Genomic DNA, 17,380 nt, shown 5'->3' on the forward strand with positions numbered 1-17,380 from the left:
CGTGAGTCAGGGCTCGAACAGCGCGTCCGTGCGCTGCCCGAGCCCTGCTCTCACATCGAAGTGCCTGCTGTGTCGGTCAGAGCTGGTTGCCGACGAAGGCCGTCAGGTCGACGAGGCGGTTGGAGTAGCCCCACTCATTGTCGTACCAGCCGATGATCTTCACGCTGTTGCCCTGCACCATGGTCAGGGAGGAGTCGAAGGTGCAGGAGGCCGGCCAGCCGACGATGTCCGAGGAGACGATCGCGTCCTCGGTGTAGTCCAGGTAGCCCTTCAGCTCGCCCTGGGCGGCCTTCTGGAACGCGGCGTTGACCTCTTCCTTGGTCACCACGCGCTCGGTCTCGACAACCAGGTCGGTGACGGATCCCGTCGGGACCGGCACCCGCATCGCCATGCCGTTGAGCTTGCCCGCCAGCTCCGGGATGACCACGCCGAGGGCCTTGGCCGCACCGGTGCTCGCCGGAATGATGTTCTCGGCGGCGGCGCGGGCGCGGCGCAGGTCCTTGTGCGGGAAGTCCTGGAGACGCTGGTCGCTGGTGTAGGCGTGGACCGTGGTCATCAGGCCCGAGACGATGCCGAAGTTCTCCAGGAGAACCTTGGCCATCGGCGCCACACAGTTGGTGGTGCAGGAGGCGTTGGAGATGATGTGGTGGTTCGCCGCGTCGTACTTGTCCTCGTTGACGCCGAGCACGATCGTGATGTCCTCGTCCGAGGCCGGAGCCGAGATGAGGACCTTCTTGGCGCCACCGGCGATGTGCTTCTCGGCGTCGGCCTTCTTGGTGAAGATGCCGGTCGACTCGATCACGATGTCGACACCCAGGTCGCCCCACGGGATGTCGGCGGGGTTGCGCTCCGACAGCACCTTGATGGTGTGCCCGTCGACGGTGATCGTGTCGGCGGTGTGCGACACCTCGGCCTTGAGACGGCCCAGAATGGTGTCGTACTTGAGCAGATGAGCGGTGGTCGCGGTGTCACCCAGGTCGTTGACAGCCACGATCTCGATGTCAGCACCCTGCTCCAGCAGCGCGCGGAAGTAGTTACGACCGATGCGGCCAAAGCCGTTGATGCCTACGCGGATCGTCACGAACCGATCTCCTCGTTAGGTACGCCGGCTGTGGACTCCGGCGAGTTGTATGGGATGTCCCCGACCGCCTACGACCCTACCTCCCTGAGACTCCCGGAGTGACATCGAGATGCCCCATACGCGGCAGGGCGGTCCGTACCCGCCAGTAGGGGTACGGACCGCCCCGGACTCGACGTCCGTTTCAGCCGGTCAGGTCAGCCGACTGGCCGGCCGGGTCAGCCGCGCAGGGCGGCCAGCGCCTTGCCCAGCAGTGCCGTGCGGTCGGTAGCCGCGGTGACGTGCTCCAGACCGAAGCCGAGCAGCACGGTGTCACGTGTGGTGACCGCGCCGTACGTCTTGAAGAGCTCGCCGGACAGGCCCCAGTCCTGGACGACCGCGGGGCTGCCCGCGGGCGGCCCGGGGACCTTCCAGGCGCCGAGCGACGTCTCGAAGCCCTCGGCCGCGCCCGCTGTGCCACCGATCACGACGGAGGCGTTGTCGGCGAGGACTCCGTGTCCGCCGGAACCCGGGTCGGTGATGTAGCTCAGCGACACCTCCACCGTCTTCCCGGCGTACGCGGCCAGGTCGAACTCGACCTGCTTCCAGCCGTCGGAGGCCCCGGTGAAGCTGTTCCAGGAGCCGCTCGTGCCGGTCGGGGTGCAGCCGCTCTCACTCCGGGTCAGGTAACGCGTGAGGGCGGGGTGCGTCTGGATGAAGAACCCTGCCCCGCACTCGGCGGGAACCGCGGTACTGGTGGCGCCGCCCTTGTCCGGGAGCGTGGTCCAGTCGTCGGCCCCGGCCGTGTGCGCCTCGAGCACCGCGTGGTCGTAGCCCTCCTCGGTGTCCCACAGGAGCCGGGTGCGCAGGGCGGGCGCGTCGGCCGCGCTCACCCCGGTGAGGTCGATGGTGCGGGTGAGCCGGTTCCAGGCGTAGTCGGAGTGCGTGACGGCCGCCATGGACGCGCCCTCGTACGGGCCGTACGGGTTGACGGTGCCCGGGTACGCCCCGGCTCCCGCGCTCGCGAACTGCGGGTACGTGGCGGCGGGCAGGGTGTCCGAGGTGACGCTGTAGGCACCCGCCGCGTTCAGCGGATTGCCGGGCGTGTCGCCGAGCGGTCCCGCGGCGCCCGCGAGCTTCCCCGAGCCGGTGAAGGCCGTGGCACCCGGAGTCGTCGTACGGGAGTAGGCGCCGAGGTAGTACTGGCTGAAGTCGTTGGTCAGGGCGCCCGGCAGCGCGACCTGGCCGCCCGCCTGCTCGCCCGCTTCGATCAGCTTGCCGCCCTCGTTGAGATAGGCACGCAGTTGCAGCTGGGTGGCGTACCCGGGGCGGTCCGCGCCGGTGTAGTGGACGACGGTCCCGAAGTGGCTCAGGGCCCCGAGCGCGTCGGGCGTGCCCTGGGTGCTGACGTCCCAGACGACGGCCTTGCGGCCGTTGGCCTTCAGGGCGTCGACGTAGGTCTGGGCCTTGGTCGCCGCTGCCCCTTCCTCGGCCACCACCAGCGTGTCGGCGCGCGGCCGTTCGACGACGGTGTACGTGAAGTGCTCACTGGCGGTGGGCTTTCCGCCGCGGGTCCGACCGGTGAACCAGACCTCGACCTTGTCGCCCGGCGCACCGCCCCGGACCTTCGCGCGGTACTCGTCGAAGTAGAGGTTGTCCTCGCCGCCGAAGGTCTCGCCGCCCTTCCAGGACTTGAGCGCCTGGTCCTTCGTACGGCCGTTGTTGACGCGGTACCTGAGCGCCTTGTCGCGTACGGACTTGCGGGCGACGACCGAGACCTCCTGGTCGGCGCCGCGGGAGTACGACGTCGCGAAGGGGGCCGGGGTGAAGTCGGGGGCGTCGATGCCGACCGAGGACTTCGGCTGGTCGGGCTTGGCCGCCGACTCCGCGACGGAGAGCGCGAACGGGATGTTCTTCGCGAACTCCTGCTGGATCAGCTTCTCGTCGTCCGGGAAGGTGAAGACCGACGCACAGTCCGCCGCGTTCCAGGCGTCGTCCGGGTAGAGGTTCGACACGGTCTGGCAGGTCGACATCTCGGGGGTGAACATCGCCGTGCCGTTGACGTTGGACGCGTGTCCGTCGGCCTCGCCGTTGGTCGTGTAGAGCTCCGAGGAGACCTGCGGGTGGTAGCCGGGGATCGCCGAGTTCTCCGGGGTGCCGGCGAGGGACTTGTAGAGCACGTCGTCGGGGCTCGGTGTCGCCACCTGCCAGCCCACCCCGTAGAGGAGCAGTTCGGCGGCGGAGTGGTAGTTGATGCCGTACGTGAAGCCGATGCGCTTCTCGAAGGTGTCGAGCGCCTTGGTCTCGGGCTCGGAGCCGGGGCTCGCACCGCGGTAGGTCTGGTTCGTCGGGTACGGGGACGAGCCCTCGTCGTCGTAGCCCCACTTGTAGGCGAAGTTGCGGTTGAGGTCGACGCCGTCGGCCACCGTCAGGGCCCCGTCACCGTTGACGTCGCGCAGGTTCTTGCGCCACTGGCGGTCGCCCCCGGCCTTGAACGTCCAGTCGTAGCCGTCCGGGTTGGCGGACAGGACGAACCACAGCTCGGTGGAGTCCACGAGCTTGGTGACCCGCTGGTCCTTGCCGTAGTTGTCCAGGTAGTAGTGCATCAGACGCCGGGTCATCTCGGGCGTGATCCACTCACGGGCGTGCTGGTTGGACATGTACAGCACGGAGGGCTTGGCGCCGTCCTTGCTCTTCTTGGCGCCCTTGGTGAGCTTGACGGCCAGGATGTCCTGCCCCTGGAGGGTCTTGCCTATGGAGACGACCTTCGTCAGGGACGGGTTCTGCTGTCCCGTTCTGACGATCTCCTCCTGGAGGTTGCCCGCGCCGCTGTACGGCCGGAAGACGCCGTCCCCCGCGGCCGACACACGCGCGCGTGCCTTGGCCGACAGCTTGTGTTCGGCAAGGTCGACGCCCTTGTCCTCCAACTGCCCGGCCTGCTTGTCGGTGAGGTAGACCTCGACCGTGGCCGTGCCCTTCTGCGGTACTCGTTCACCCAGCTCGTGACTGTCCTGGCCCGCCGCGAGGAGCAGGGGCACCTGTTCCTTGGTGACGTCCGCGCGGAACACCTTGACCTCGTCCGAGCCCGGGGCGGCGGCGCCTGGTTCCGCCTGCGCCACGGGTCCGATGGCCACTGCGCCGAGCAGGAGTGCGCCGGCAGCGAGGATCGATCTCGCTCTTCGTCTCATGAGCCCCCCTTGCGATAGTCCGCCACGACGGCGAACAGATGCCAGGCTCATGACACTTCATGGTCAAGTCAAGAGCGCCGCCTGGAAGTGAAACGGGTGGTGCGATTAGCCCAAATGGGCGCGCGCACCGGCGTGTTGAGGAATGCGGCGACCTAGCTGCTGCGGGTTCGGTGTTTCCCGCGGGACAGCCCTGCGGCGGGCCGCCGACGGGCCGAGGGCCCGGGGCGTTCGGCCCTGCGACGTCCGGAGCCCGGCCCCGGGATGGCCACGAACCCGGTCCCCGGGGTGGCCGGGCATCCGGGCGGGGGCATCCGGTCGGGGGTGGCCGGGCATCCGGTGGCCGGGCATCCGGCCGGGGGGGCGGGCATCCGGCCGGGGGGCGGGCATCCGGTCCCAGGATGGCCGGGAACCCGGCTCTGCGGTGTCCGGGAGCCCGCCCGGCGGGAGTCGGGGCGATCAGCCGACGAGGTTGTCGGCCATGTCCTCGCTGAGGTTGGACTCCGTGCTCGGGATGCCGAGGTCCTGGGCCCGCTTGTCGGCCATCGCGAGGAGCCGCCGGATACGGCCCGCCACGGCGTCCTTCGTCAGGGGCGGTTCGGCGAGCGCGCCCAGCTCCTCCAGAGAGGCCTGCTTGTGATCCATGCGCAGGCGCCCGGCGGCAGCCAGGTGCTCCGGAACCTCGTCCGCGAGGATCTCCAGGGCACGCTGCACCCGGGCTCCGGCGGCGACGGCGGCGCGAGCCGAGCGGCGCAGGTTGGCGTCGTCGAAGTTGGCGAGGCGGTTCGCGGTGGCGCGGACCTCGCGGCGCATCCGCCGCTCCTCCCAGGCCAGCACGGACTCGTGCGCGCCGAGGCGGGTCAGGAGCGCGCCGATGGCGTCACCATCACGTACGACGACCCGGTCCACGCCGCGCACCTCGCGGGCCTTCGCGGCGATCGACAGGCGCCGGGCGGCGCCGACCAGCGCGAGCGCGGCCTCCGGGCCCGGGCAGGTCACCTCCAGGGAGGACGAGCGGCCGGGCTCGGTGAGCGATCCGTGAGCCAGGAAGGCCCCGCGCCAGGCCGCCTCGGCGTCGCAGGTGGCCCCCGAGACCACCTGCGGCGGCAGGCCCCGGATCGGGCGGCCACGGCCGTCCACGAGGCCGGTCTGGCGGGCCAGCTGGTCACCACCGGCGACGACCCGCACGACGTAACGGGAGCCGCGGCGCAGACCGCCGGGCGCCATCACGATCAGTTCGGAGCTGTGGCCGAAGATCTCCAGGATGTCCCGCTTCAGCCGTCGTGCCGCCATCGCGGTGTCCAGCTCCGCCTCGATCACAATGCGGCCGCTCACCAGGTGAAGGCCGCCCGCGAACCGCAGGATGGCGGAAACCTCCGCCTTTCTGCAGCAGGTCCGGGTGACGGGAAGCCGGGAGATCTCGTCCTTCACCGCTGCCGTCATCGCCATGGGCCGATCCTTCCATGCATCCGAAAAATACGGTCGTACGCGGCGGCCAACAGCTCCGGATCGTGCCTCGGAGTCCCGTCGGTCCTGGCCACCGGCGCCAGCTCGACCGCGGCACCGAACCGCTGGGCGGCGTCGGCGAGTGAGTCGCGGTCGGGCACGGCGGCCTCGTCGGCCAACACCACGTCCAGGGCGAGTTTAGGGGCGTGTCGTCCCAAAACCTCCAAATGACGCTGCGGGGAGAAGCCTTCTGTTTCTCCGGGTTGCGGAGCGAGGTTCAGCGGGAGGATCCGGCGCGCCTTCGTGTCGGTGAGGGCGTCGAGCAGCTGGGGCACGAGCAGATGCGGGATCACCGAGGAGAACCACGAGCCGGGGCCGAGGACCACCCAGTCGGCGTCGAGGACCGCGGCGACGGCCTCGGGCACGGCCGGCGGGTCGTGCGGCACGAGGTGCACGGACTGCACCTCGCCGGTTGTGAGCGCCACGGTCGCCTGGCCCCGGACGGTGTCCACATCCTCGGGCCGCTCCGGGTCGTGGCCCTTGACCAGCGCCTGGAGCTCCAGGGGTACGGCGGACATGGGCAGTACCCGGCCGTGCGCGCCCAGCAGCCTGCCGACCAGGTCGAGGGCCTGGACGTGATCGCCGAGCTGCTCCCACAGGGCGACGATCAGCAGATTGCCGACCGCGTGCTCGTGCAGCTCGCCCTGGGACTGGAAGCGGTGCTGGATGACACGGGCCCACGTCTGGCCCCATTCGTCGTCACCGCACAGCGCGGCCAGTGCCTTGCGCAGGTCACCGGGCGGAAGCACGCCCAGCTCGTCGCGCAGGCGGCCGCTGGAGCCTCCGTCGTCGGCGACCGTGACGACCGCCGTGAGGTCGCCGGTGATGCGGCGCAGGGCGGCGAGCGAGGCGGAGAGCCCCATGCCGCCGCCCAGCGCGACAACCTTGGGCTGGGCACCGCGACGGCGCGGTTTGGCGCCGCGGGCCGCGGCGGGTTTGCCGCCGCGCTCCTCGACGCCGACACGCCGCAGCCGGTTCAGCCGCAGAGGACGTCCCGTCATTCGCGGCCCATGTCCCGGTGGACGACGACCGTCTCCACTCCCTCTGACACCAGGCGGGCGGCGAGCTTCTCCGACGTGGCGACGGAGCGGTGCTTGCCGCCGGTGCAGCCGACCGCGATGGTCACGTAGCGCTTGCCCTCACGGCGGTAGCCGGTCTGGATGAGGCGCAGCAGCTCGGCGTACCGGTCGAGGAACTCCTTGGCGCCGGGCTGGTTGAAGACGTACGCGGACACCTCCTCGTTGAGGCCGGTGTACTGGCGCAGCTCCGGGACCCAGTGCGGGTTGGGCAGGAACCGCATGTCCACGACCAGGTCGGCGTCGACCGGCAGGCCGTACTTGTAGCCGAAGGACATGACGGTGGCCCGCAGCTCGGGCTCCTCCTCCCCGGCGAACTGGGCGTCCATCTTGGCGCGCAGCTCGTGCACGTTCAGACTGGAGGTGTCGATCACCAGGTCGGCGTCGCCGCGCAGCTCGCGCAGCAGTTCGCGCTCGGCGGCGATGCCGTCGACGATGCGGCCGTCGCCCTGGAGCGGATGCGGCCGGCGCACCGACTCGAAGCGGCGCACCAGGGCCTCTTCGGAGGACTCCAGGAAGACGATCCGCCGCGTGACGTTCTTGGTCTCCAGGTCGGCGAGGGACTCACGGAGGTTGTCGAAGAAGCGGCGGCCACGGACGTCGACGACGACCGCGATCCGCGCCACGTTCCCCTGCGAGCGGGCGCCGAGTTCCACCATGGTGGGGATCAGCGCGGGCGGCAGGTTGTCGACGACGAACCAGCCCAGGTCCTCCAGACACTTGGCGGCCGTGGACCGGCCCGCGCCCGACATCCCGGAGATGATCACCAGCTCCGGAATGGCCGCCTCGGGGACGCCGGCCGTCTCGATGATCGCGCCCGTGTTCACTTCCGCTCCGTCTTTCTGCACCGTTTCATCGGCTTTCTGTACCGCTTCGTCGGCCGCGTCTACCGCTGCCGTCTCCTGTGGGCGACCTTCGCGCGCCTCCTTGTGCGAGGCCCCGGTTTCAGCTGTGCGCTGTTCGCCGGCTGCGGCCCTACGCGGCTCCTCGGCGTCTGTCCTGCGCCGTGCCGCCGGTTCTTCCTGCTCGTGTGATTCTTCCTGCTCGTGCTCGGTCATCTCTCCTGCCCCCGTCGCTCGTCCGAGGCGCCCGCGGACACGGGCTCCCCTGCGACACCCGCCGTCGTTTCGGGTGCCGCGTCCTCCACGTGATCCTCGTCTTCCATGATCTCTCCGGTCGCGGTGTTCACGGCGGGAGCCGCCGGGGCGGCCTGGGCGAAGGTCACAGCGATCGCCTCGGCCGTCTTGCGGCCTATGCCGGGAACCTCGCAGATCTGGTCGATTGTCGCGGATCGCAGCTTTTTCACCGAACCGAAATGCTTGATCAACGTCTGTTTGCGCGTCTCCCCGAGGCCCGGTACGTCGTCGAGCGGGCTCGCCCGGAAACGCCGGGCCCTCTTGGCGCGCTGATAGGTGATCGCGAAGCGGTGCGCCTCGTCGCGCACACGCTGAAGAAGATAGAGCCCTTCACTGGTACGTGGCAGTACCACCGGGTCGTCGTCGCCGGGCAGCCAGACCTCTTCGAGTCGCTTGGCGAGGCCGCAGACCGCGATGTCGTCGATGCCCAGCTCGTCCAGGGCCCGCTGCGCGGCCGCGACCTGCGGCTTGCCGCCGTCGACGACGACCAGCTGCGGCGGGTACGCGAACCGCTTGGGCCGCCCGTCCTCTTCGGTGAGACCGGTCTCGCCGTCGGCCCACTCGCCGGTCTTCTCCTTCTCACCGAGGTACCGCTTGAAACGGCGGGTGAGCACCTCGTGCATGGACCGGACGTCGTCCTGGCCCTCGAAGCCCTTGATCTGGAAGCGGCGGTACTCGCTCTTGCGGCTCAGCCCGTCCTCGAAGACGACCATCGACGCCACCACGTCGTCGCCCTGGAGATGCGAGATGTCGTAGCACTCGACCCGCAGGGGCGCGGTGTCCAGGCCGAGGGCCTCGGCGATCTCCTCCAGGGCGCGGGAGCGGGTCGTCAGGTCGGAGGCCCGCTTGGTCTTGTGGAGGCCGAGCGCTTGGAGCGCGTTGCGCTGCACCGTCTCCATGAGGGCCTTCTTGTCGCCGCGCTGCGGGATCCGCAGCGACACGTTCGACCCGCGCCGCTCGGTGAGCCACTCCTGGACGGGCTCCACGGGGTCGGGCAGCGCCGGGACGAGCACCTCCTTGGGTACGGAGTCGCCGGTCTCCTCCCCGTACAGCTGCTGGAGCGCGTGCTCGACCAGGCCTGCCGTGGTGACCGCCTCGACCTTGTCGGTGACCCAGCCGCGCTGGCCGCGCACCCGGCCGCCGCGTACGTGGAAGATCTGCACGGCGGCTTCCAGCTCGTCCTCGGCGAGTGCGATCAGATCGGCGTCCGTCGCGTCGGCGAGCACGACGGCGCTCTTCTCCATGGCCTTCTTCAGGGCCCCGATGTCGTCCCGCAGGCGGCCGGCGCGCTCGTACTCCATGTCCTCGGCGGCGTCCGTCATCTGCCGCTCCAGGCGGCGGATGTACGTACCCGTGCGGCCGGTCATGAAGTCGCTGAACTCCTCGGCGAGTTCACGGTGCTCCTCCGCCGAGACCCGCCCGACGCAGGGCGCGGAGCACTTGCCGATGTAGCCGAGCAGACAGGGGCGGCCCGTCCGCTCGGCGTTACGGAAGACACCCGCGGAGCACGTCCGCACGGGGAAGACGCGCAGCAGGAGGTCCACGGTGTCGCGGATCGCCCACGCCTGCCCGTACGGACCGAAGTAGCGCACGCCCTTCTTCTTGTGGCCGCGCATCACCTGCACCCGCGGGAACTCTTCGTTCATGGTCACCGCGAGGTACGGGTAGCTCTTGTCGTCGCGGTACTTGACGTTGAACCGGGGGTCGTACTCCTTGATCCAGGAGTACTCCAGCTGAAGCGCCTCGACCTCCGTGGACACCACCGTCCACTCCACCGACGCGGCCGTGGTGACCATCGTGCGCGTCCGCGGGTGGAGGTTGGAGAGGTCCTGGAAGTAGCTGGCCAGGCGCTGGCGCAGGATCTTCGCCTTCCCGACGTAGATCACCCGGTGGTGCTCGTCGCGGAATTTGTAGACCCCTGGCGAGTCGGGGATCTGTCCCGGCTTGGGGCGGTAGCTGGAGGGGTCGGCCATGTCTCCCACCCTACTGGCGGGGTGTGACAGCGCGGCCGGGCCTCACCGCGGCTTCGGAAGCGTGCGGGCCGAGGAGGCTCCGGACGTGCTGCCCGGCCGCGCCCACGGTCACTTCCCGTCACTCCCGGTGGCCCGTCCGGGCGCGTTTTCGAGGCCCGCGCCCGAGAGCCTGCCGGGCGTTGACGGTTACGGCTGGCGGGAGGTGGGCAATTGAGGTGGACCGGAACCTGTTTCGGGGGCTTGCCGTGACGACACGAAGACAATCCGGGGCAATGCTCGTACCAGTGCAGATGCAGGTGGACCGGGCGCCCAGGAAGCAAGGGCGTCGGGTCGATGACCGAAGGGCTGCGGAAGATGCGACAGACACGGATCGAGAAATCACGGCGGTCGGTCCGGGTCCGCCCGTATCAGGACGAGGAGCAGTACGGCGAGGGCCTGCTGTCCGGCCTCGACCCCCGCGACCCCGACATCGTGCGCGCCAAGCGTCTGCGGTCGGCACGGCACGGCGGGGACCCCCGCTCCTGAGCCGTACGGCCGCCTCACCCTCCGAACAGCGTGCAGACAGCTCGGAGCGAGCAGTGTGAAAACGGCTCGGAGCGAACGCGTGCCACCGGGTCCAGGGCTCCCGCTCCTCGGACCTTCACCGCGTACGCTCCGGGCCGCGGTCTGTGCGCGGAGGACTCGCCGCGCGGTGACGATCTCCGCGGTTCCGCCATACGTCCGCCCCCCCAATACACCCGTATACACCCGTACGCGCATCCGCGCTCGCACCCGCGCTCGCCCGCCACGCACCCGCGCCCGGATCGCTGACACTCGCGCCTGCTCGGCACCGTCGGTGAGGCGTTCGGAGGCCACGGGGACAGTGAGTTGCGCAGCAAGTGTTGTCCGGGCATGGTCAACAGGCTTCAATGCGGGATTACTTGGGCCGGGAAACACGGCGTACCCATGTGCCCCTTCCCGGTGCGCCGACCGGACGGCCCCCACGAACGGCGCAAACGGCCCGACCAGCCGTTGTGCGCATTCACAGAAAGGGCCCTGCATGCGGCACGGCATACAGCACGCGGACGTCGCCGCGGCGGAACTGGAGACGGCCCTGCGGAGCGGCCCCTTCCATGTCGCGCTGCGCGCCGCGATCTCCGCCCGTGGGCTGCCGCTGCAACGCGTACAGCACCATCTGACGCGGTACGGGGTCAAGGTGGGCGTGACAAGCCTGAGTTACTGGCAACAGGGCGCCCGGCGCCCGCAGCGCGCCGAGTCACTGCGGGCCGTACGCGCCCTGGAGGAGATACTGCAGCTGCCGGACGAGTCACTGATCCGGCTGCTCACGACGGCGGACGAACGCACCGGCCCGGAACACCCCGCGGCCCGCTCTTACCGCTCGCTGGTCGAGGCCTCCGGAGCTGTGGAGAAGCTGCTGACCGAGCTCGACTCACCGCTCGACGGCGGGCTGCTCGCCCTCGGCCATCACGAGCGGGTACGGATCGGCACCCGCCGCGAGTTGCTGGGGCGCGACTCCCAGCACATCGTGCGTGCCCACACGGACGGCGTCGACCGCTATGTGGCCGTCCACCACGGCGACCCCGGTTGTACTCCGGAGCGCATGACCGTGCACGCCCTGGAGAACTGCCGCACGGGACGGGTGCTCCGGCATCACGAGACCGGCGTGCTCGTGGCCGAGCTGCTCTTCGACACACGGCTGCGGGCGGGCGACACCTTCCTGTTCCGTTACGGCGTCGAGGACGGCACAGCCGGCACCGCCGGCGAGTACGTCCGCGGGTTCGGCTTCTCCGGCGGGCAGTACGCCCTTGAGGTGAGGTTCACCGAGGAGGCACTGCCCGTGCGCTGCCACCGCTTCGCCCAGCACTCGGCGGCGGCTCCCCGCAGCGGCCGCCAGGAACTGGCCCTGAGCGGCCTCCACCGGTCGGTCCACCTGGTGGAGCAGCGGGTGCGGTCGGGGATCGTGGGCATCGGGTGGGATTGGGAGTGAGCGCTTGGGGGGCCTGGCGGGACTCCGGACACCGGACACCGGACACCGGGACCAGGCACCAGCAGCGGCAGCGGCAGCGGCAGCGGCAGCGGCAGCGGCAGCGGCAGCGGCAGCGGGACGTAAACGCTTACGTAAGCGTTTACGTGCACTGTCGGATGGGGTAGCTTCGCGGGCGGGCAGACGGTTCCGGGGAGGACACCATGGCGACGATGGCCGATGTGGCCCGGCACGCGGGCGTGTCCGTCGCGACGGTCTCCCACGTGCTCAACGACACGCGCCCGGTGCTGCCGCACACGCGCCGAGCCGTGCTCGACGCCATCGACGCTCTCGCCTACACCCCGAACAGCCTGGCCAGGTCCCTGGTCACCGCGCGCACCCGGTCGATCGGGCTCGCGGTGTCGGCGATCAGCAACCCCTACTTCACGGAGATCCTCCAGGGCGTGGAGGCGGGCGCCCTGAAACACGGTTACGGCCTGTTGATCGCGGATCCGCACGACGACCCGGCCCATGAGCGCAAGGTGGTCCAGCTTCTGCACGAGCGGCGTGTGGACGGCATGATCGTCGCGCCCTCCGCGGACCCGCGGAAGCTGGTCGGCTACCTCGGACGGCACGACGTACCGACGGTGTTCCTGGACCGGCTGGCCGACGGGGGCCCGGCGCCCGGTTTCGCGTTCGACCAGGTGTGCGCGGAGAACGTAGAGCCCGTCTGCCACCTGGTCACCCACCTCGCCGAGCTGGGTCACAGGAGGATCGCTCTGGTCACCGGGCTCCCGGGGCTCAGCACGACGGGCGAGCGGATCTCCGGCTACCGGCACGGCCTGGCGTACGCGGGACTCGCGTACGACGAGCGGCTCGTGGTCCCCGGCAACTCCGAGGCGGCGGGCGCCGAGCGGGCGACCCACGCCCTGCTGTCCCTCCCGGCACCGCCGACAGCACTCGTCACCGGGAACAACGCGATGACCATCGGTGCGCTGCGTGCCGTGCGCGCGCGGGGTCTGTCCGTGCCCGCGGACCTGGCCCTGTGCTGCTTCGACGACTTCGCCTGGGCGGACCTCTTCTCGCCCCGGCTCACCGCGATCTCCCAGCCCAGCAAGGAGATCGGGGCCCAGGCCGTACGGCTGCTGCTGGAACGCCTGGACTCCCCCGGCCGTGCGTCCCGTACGGTCCGGCTGCCCTCCGCCTTCGTGCACCGCACGTCGTGCGGCTGCCCCGAGAAAGGATCCGACTCGTGATCGTCGTCGCCGGTGAGGCCTTGATCGACCTGGTGCCCAGCGGGACGGGCGCGCTCGCCGGGCTCGCCCCACGCCGCGGCGGCGGTCCGTACAACACGGCGGTGGCGCTGGGCCGGCTCGGCTCCCCCACGGCCTTCTGCTCCCGGATCTCGAACGACGCCTTCGGCGAGGCCCTTGTCGGCGGGCTGCGCGAGGCGGGCGTCGACGTCGCGGGCGTGCAGCGGGGCGCCGAGCCCACGACCCTCGCCGTCGCGTCCATCGCCGTGGACGGCTCGGCCGCTTACTCCTTCTACGTCGAAGGCACCTCGGACCGGTTGTTCTCGGCGCCCGACCGGCTCCCGGACGGGGTGCGAGCAGTGTCCTTCGGCACCTGCTCGCTCGTCCTGGAGCCCGGCGCGAGTGCCTACGAGGAGCTGATGCGGAGCGCGGCCGCGCAGGGCGTTTTCACCACGCTCGACCCGAACATCCGCGCGGGCCTCATCCCCGACCCGGCGGCCTATCGGGCCCGGTTCAAGAGCTGGTTGCCGTCCGTGTCGCTGCTCAAACTGTCCGAGGAGGACGCCCGGTGGCTGGGCGGCACGCCGCGCGAGTGGCTGGCCTCCGGCCCTTCGGCCGTCGTGATCACGCGGGGCGGTGACGGGTTGACCGTCTTCACCCGTGACGGCGGGGAGTGTTCCGTGCCGGGTGAACCGGTCGACGTGGTGGACACGATCGGCGCGGGCGACACGGTGAACGCGGCGCTGCTGCACGGTCTCGCCTCCCGCGACGCCCTGTCCGGGGCTGCGGTGGCGGGCCTCGGGGCCGACGGCTGGCGCGAGTTGCTGCGGTTCGCCGCACGGGCCGCGGCGATCACCTGCTCCCGCGCGGGCGCGGAACCGCCGTACGCCCATGAGGTGGGTGCCTTCTAGCGCCTGTCCTGGTGCCTGTCGCGGCACCGGCGCGGTCGCGCATTGCGCCGGGCCCCACGGAGTTTCCGTGGGGCCCGGCGCAATGCGGATGACGTACGAACCTGTCTCAGGCGGTTCGGGTCCGGGTCGTCTTCTTCGCCGGGGCGGCCTTCTTGGCGGCTGCGGTCGCCTTCTTCGTGGCCGTGCCGTTGGCACCCTTGGCCGTGGCACCCTTGGCCGTCGTGGTCTTGGCCGTCGTGGTCTTGGCCGTCGCCGTTTTCCTCGTCGTCGACCCGGCCGCCACGGCCTTCTTGGCGGCGGCCTTGCGCGCGGGCTTCGCCTGCGTGGCGTCACTCACGCGCTCGGCGTCCAGGACCTCCCGCAGGAACTTGCCGGTGTGGCTGGTCGGCACCCCGGCCACCTCCTCGGGCGTGCCCTCGGCAACGACGATGCCACCGCCGGCGCCGCCCTCGGGGCCCATGTCGACGACCCAGTCGGCGGTCTTGATGACGTCGAGGTTGTGCTCGATGACGATGACCGTGTTGCCCTTTTCGACCAGACCGGACAGCACGACGAGCAGCTTGCTGATGTCCTCGAAGTGCAGGCCGGTGGTCGGCTCGTCGAGGACGTACACCGTGCGTCCGGTGGACCGCTTCTGGAGCTCGCTGGCGAGCTTCACCCGCTGGGCCTCACCGCCGGACAGGGTCGTCGCGGACTGGCCGAGCCGGACATAGCCGAGGCCGACGTCGTTCAGTGTCCTGAGGTGGCGGGAGATTCCCGGCACGGCCTCGAAGAAGTTCATGGCTTCCTCGATCGGCATGTTCAGGACGTCGGCGATGGACTTGCCCTTGTAGTGGACGTCCAGGGTCTCCCGGTTGTAGCGGGCACCGTGGCAGACCTCGCACGGGACGTACACGTCCGGGAGGAAGTTCATCTCGATCTTGATCGTGCCGTCGCCCGAGCAGTTCTCGCAACGGCCGCCCTTGACGTTGAAGGAGAAGCGGCCGGGCAGGTAGCCACGGACCTTCGCCTCGGTGGTCTCGGCGAACAACTTGCGGACGTGGTCGAAGACACCGGTGTACGTAGCCGGGTTGGACCGGGGTGTGCGGCCGATGGGCGACTGGTCGACGTGCACGACCTTGTCGACGAGGTCGTCGCCGTCCACGCGCGTGTGGCGGCCGGGAACGCTCCTGGCGCCGTTCAGCTCGCGGGCCAGGTGCGTGTACAGAATGTCGTTGACCAGCGTCGACTTGCCGGAGCCGGAGACACCCGTGACGGCCGTGAGGATGCCCAGCGGGAACGACACGTCGATGTCCCGCAGGTTGTTCTCACGGGCACCGTGCACCGTGAGCTGCCGGGAGGGATCGCGCGGACGCCGGATGTCGGGCAGCGGGATGGCCTTCTTGCCGGACAGGTACTGACCGGTCTGCGACTCGTCGTTGGCGAGAAGCTCCTTCAGGGAGCCGCTGTGTACGACATGGCCGCCGTGCTCACCCGCGCCGGGACCGATGTCGACGATCCAGTCGGCGACCTTGATGGTGTCCTCGTCGTGCTCGACGACGATGAGCGTGTTGCCCATGTCGCGCAGCCGGACCAGGGTCTCGATGAGTCGGTGGTTGTCCCGCTGGTGCAGACCGATGGAGGGCTCGTCGAGGACGTACAGGACGCCTACGAGGCCTGAGCCGATCTGGGTGGCCAGCCGGATGCGCTGGGCCTCGCCGCCGGAGAGGGTGCCGGCCGCGCGGTTCAGTGACAGGTAGTCGAGGCCGACGTCGACCAGGAAACGCAGCCGCTCGTTGACCTCTTTCAGGACCCGCTCGGCGATCTGCTTGTCGCGGGCGTCGAGCTTCAGCTCGCCCAGGAAGTCCGCGCAGTCGCTGATGGACATGGCGGCGACCTCGGCGATGGACTTCTCCATGACCGTGACCGCGAGGACGACCGGCTTGAGGCGCGTGCCCTCACAGGTGGGGCAGGGCACCTCGCGCATGTAGCCCTCGAAGCGCTCTCGGCTCGTGTCGCTCTCGGCCTCGCTGTGCCGGCGCTTCACGAAGGGGACGGCACCTTCGAAGGGCGTGGTGTACACGCGCTCCCTGCCGTACCGGTTTCGGTAGCGGACCTCGATCTGCGTCTTGTGTCCGTGCAGGAGGGCCTTCTTGGCGCGCTGCGGGAGACCGGCGAACGGGATGTCGGTCCGGAATCCCAACGCGTCCGCGAGGGCTCCGATCAGGCGTCCGAAGTAGTCCTTGGTGTGCCCGTGCGACCAGGGGTGGATGGCGCCCTCGTCGAGGGACTTGTCCTCGTCCGGGACGATCAGCTCGGCGTCGACCTCCATGCGCGTGCCGATACCCGAGCACTCCGGGCAGGCGCCGAAGGGCGAGTTGAAGGAGAAGGAGCGGGGCTCCATCTCCTCGAAGGACAGGTCGTCGTACGCGCAGTACAGGTGCTCCGAGTACATGCGCTCGCGCTCGGGGTCGTCGGCCGGCAGGTCGACGAAGTCGAGCACGACCATGCCGCCGGAGAGGCCGAGCGCGGTCTCCACGGAGTCGGTCAGGCGGCGCTTGGCGCCTTCCTTGACCGTGAGGCGGTCGACGACCACCTCGATGGTGTGCTTCTCCTGCTTCTTCAGCGTGGGCGGCTCGGTGAGCTGGATCGTCTCGCCGTCGACCCGGGCCCTGCTGTACCCCTTGGTCTGGAGGTCGGCGAAGAGGTCGACGAACTCCCCCTTGCGCTCGCGCACGAGCGGCGAGAGCAACTGGAAGCGGCTGCCCTGCGGGAGTTCCAGCACCTTGTCGACGATGGCCTGCGGCGACTGGCGCGCGATGGGACGGCCGCACTGGGGGCAGTGCGGCTTGCCGATGCGCGCGAAGAGCAGACGCAGGTAGTCGTAGACCTCGGTGATGGTGCCGACCGTCGAGCGCGGGTTGCGCGAGGTCGACTTCTGGTCGATGGAGACCGCCGGGGAGAGACCCTCGATGAAGTCGACGTCCGGCTTGTCCATCTGGCCGAGGAACTGCCGGGCGTAGGAGGACAGTGACTCCACGTAGCGCCGCTGTCCCTCGGCGAAGATCGTGTCGAAGGCCAGCGAGGACTTGCCCGACCCCGACAGGCCCGTGAAGACGATGAGCGAGTCGCGCGGGAGGTCGAGCGAGACATTCTTCAGGTTGTGCTCGCGCGCTCCACGGACGATGAGACGGTCGGCCACGCCGGTCCGCACCTTTCTTGAGAGAAGTGACAGGGGCGGGGACCCCGTCATTCTCAGACTAGGGGGAGCCACTGACAACGCCGGTTCGGTTCGCCTCGATGAGAACAATCCCGGGCTTCCAAGAATGCCCGGCGCCACG

Annotated in this window: 11 protein-coding genes; 4 read left to right on the forward strand and 7 right to left on the reverse strand. The window is 70.0% G+C overall.

Features of this window, described 5'->3' with window-relative positions:
- Positions 1-76: 76 nt before the first annotated feature.
- The 6 genes from gap to uvrC all read right to left on the reverse strand — a co-directional run bounded on the left by gap (position 77) and on the right by uvrC (position 9,933).
- A complete protein-coding gene (gap, locus tag AB0D14_RS01820) occupies positions 77-1,081 on the reverse strand; it encodes a type I glyceraldehyde-3-phosphate dehydrogenase (protein WP_362773221.1) in 1,005 nt (334 codons plus the stop codon).
- A gap of 215 nt (positions 1,082-1,296) precedes the next feature.
- On the reverse strand, positions 1,297-4,245 hold the full coding sequence (locus tag AB0D14_RS01825) for a M14 family zinc carboxypeptidase (RefSeq protein ID WP_362773223.1): 2,949 nt from the start codon (positions 4,243-4,245) through the stop codon (positions 1,297-1,299).
- Between the two features lie 456 nt (positions 4,246-4,701).
- On the reverse strand, positions 4,702-5,691 hold the full coding sequence (whiA, locus tag AB0D14_RS01830) for a DNA-binding protein WhiA (protein ID WP_362773226.1): 990 nt from the start codon (positions 5,689-5,691) through the stop codon (positions 4,702-4,704).
- Positions 5,682-6,749 (reverse strand): uridine diphosphate-N-acetylglucosamine-binding protein YvcK, encoded by a 1,068-nt coding sequence (gene yvcK, locus AB0D14_RS01835; protein ID WP_362773229.1) that lies wholly within the window; start codon positions 6,747-6,749, stop codon positions 5,682-5,684. The genes whiA and yvcK overlap by 10 nt, the downstream gene beginning before the upstream one ends.
- A complete protein-coding gene (gene rapZ, locus AB0D14_RS01840; RefSeq protein WP_362773231.1) occupies positions 6,746-7,882 on the reverse strand; it encodes an RNase adapter RapZ in 1,137 nt (378 codons plus the stop codon). Before rapZ ends, yvcK begins: the two co-directional genes overlap by 4 nt.
- The gene (gene uvrC / locus AB0D14_RS01845; RefSeq protein WP_362773233.1) at positions 7,879-9,933 is read right to left on the reverse strand and encodes an excinuclease ABC subunit UvrC; all 2,055 of its coding nucleotides are present in this window, start codon (positions 9,931-9,933) and stop codon (positions 7,879-7,881) included. Before uvrC ends, rapZ begins: the two co-directional genes overlap by 4 nt.
- A 354-nt stretch (positions 9,934-10,287) precedes the next feature.
- Here uvrC and AB0D14_RS01850 point away from each other — a divergent pair, with 354 nt between their 5' ends.
- The 4 genes from AB0D14_RS01850 to AB0D14_RS01865 all read left to right on the forward strand — a co-directional run bounded on the left by AB0D14_RS01850 (position 10,288) and on the right by AB0D14_RS01865 (position 14,060).
- A complete protein-coding gene (locus AB0D14_RS01850; protein WP_362773236.1) occupies positions 10,288-10,458 on the forward strand; it encodes a hypothetical protein in 171 nt (56 codons plus the stop codon).
- A gap of 514 nt (positions 10,459-10,972) precedes the next feature.
- Positions 10,973-11,920: a hypothetical protein gene (locus AB0D14_RS01855; protein WP_362773239.1), complete on the forward strand. Its 948-nt coding sequence runs from the start codon at positions 10,973-10,975 to the stop codon at positions 11,918-11,920.
- Positions 11,921-12,120: 200 nt separating this feature from the next.
- A complete protein-coding gene (locus AB0D14_RS01860; protein WP_362773241.1) occupies positions 12,121-13,152 on the forward strand; it encodes a LacI family DNA-binding transcriptional regulator in 1,032 nt (343 codons plus the stop codon).
- On the forward strand, positions 13,149-14,060 hold the full coding sequence (locus AB0D14_RS01865; protein ID WP_362773243.1) for a carbohydrate kinase: 912 nt from the start codon (positions 13,149-13,151) through the stop codon (positions 14,058-14,060). Before AB0D14_RS01860 ends, AB0D14_RS01865 begins: the two co-directional genes overlap by 4 nt.
- A gap of 106 nt (positions 14,061-14,166) precedes the next feature.
- On the opposite strand, the gene uvrA is transcribed toward AB0D14_RS01865, so the two are convergent.
- Complete coding sequence (uvrA, locus tag AB0D14_RS01870; RefSeq protein ID WP_362773245.1) at positions 14,167-17,241, reverse strand: excinuclease ABC subunit UvrA; 3,075 nt, start codon at positions 17,239-17,241, stop codon at positions 14,167-14,169.
- Positions 17,242-17,380 lie beyond the last annotated feature (139 nt).

The organism is Streptomyces sp. NPDC048484, assembly GCF_040651415.1.
In the GTDB taxonomy this organism is placed as follows: Bacteria; Actinomycetota; Actinomycetes; order Streptomycetales; family Streptomycetaceae; genus Streptomyces.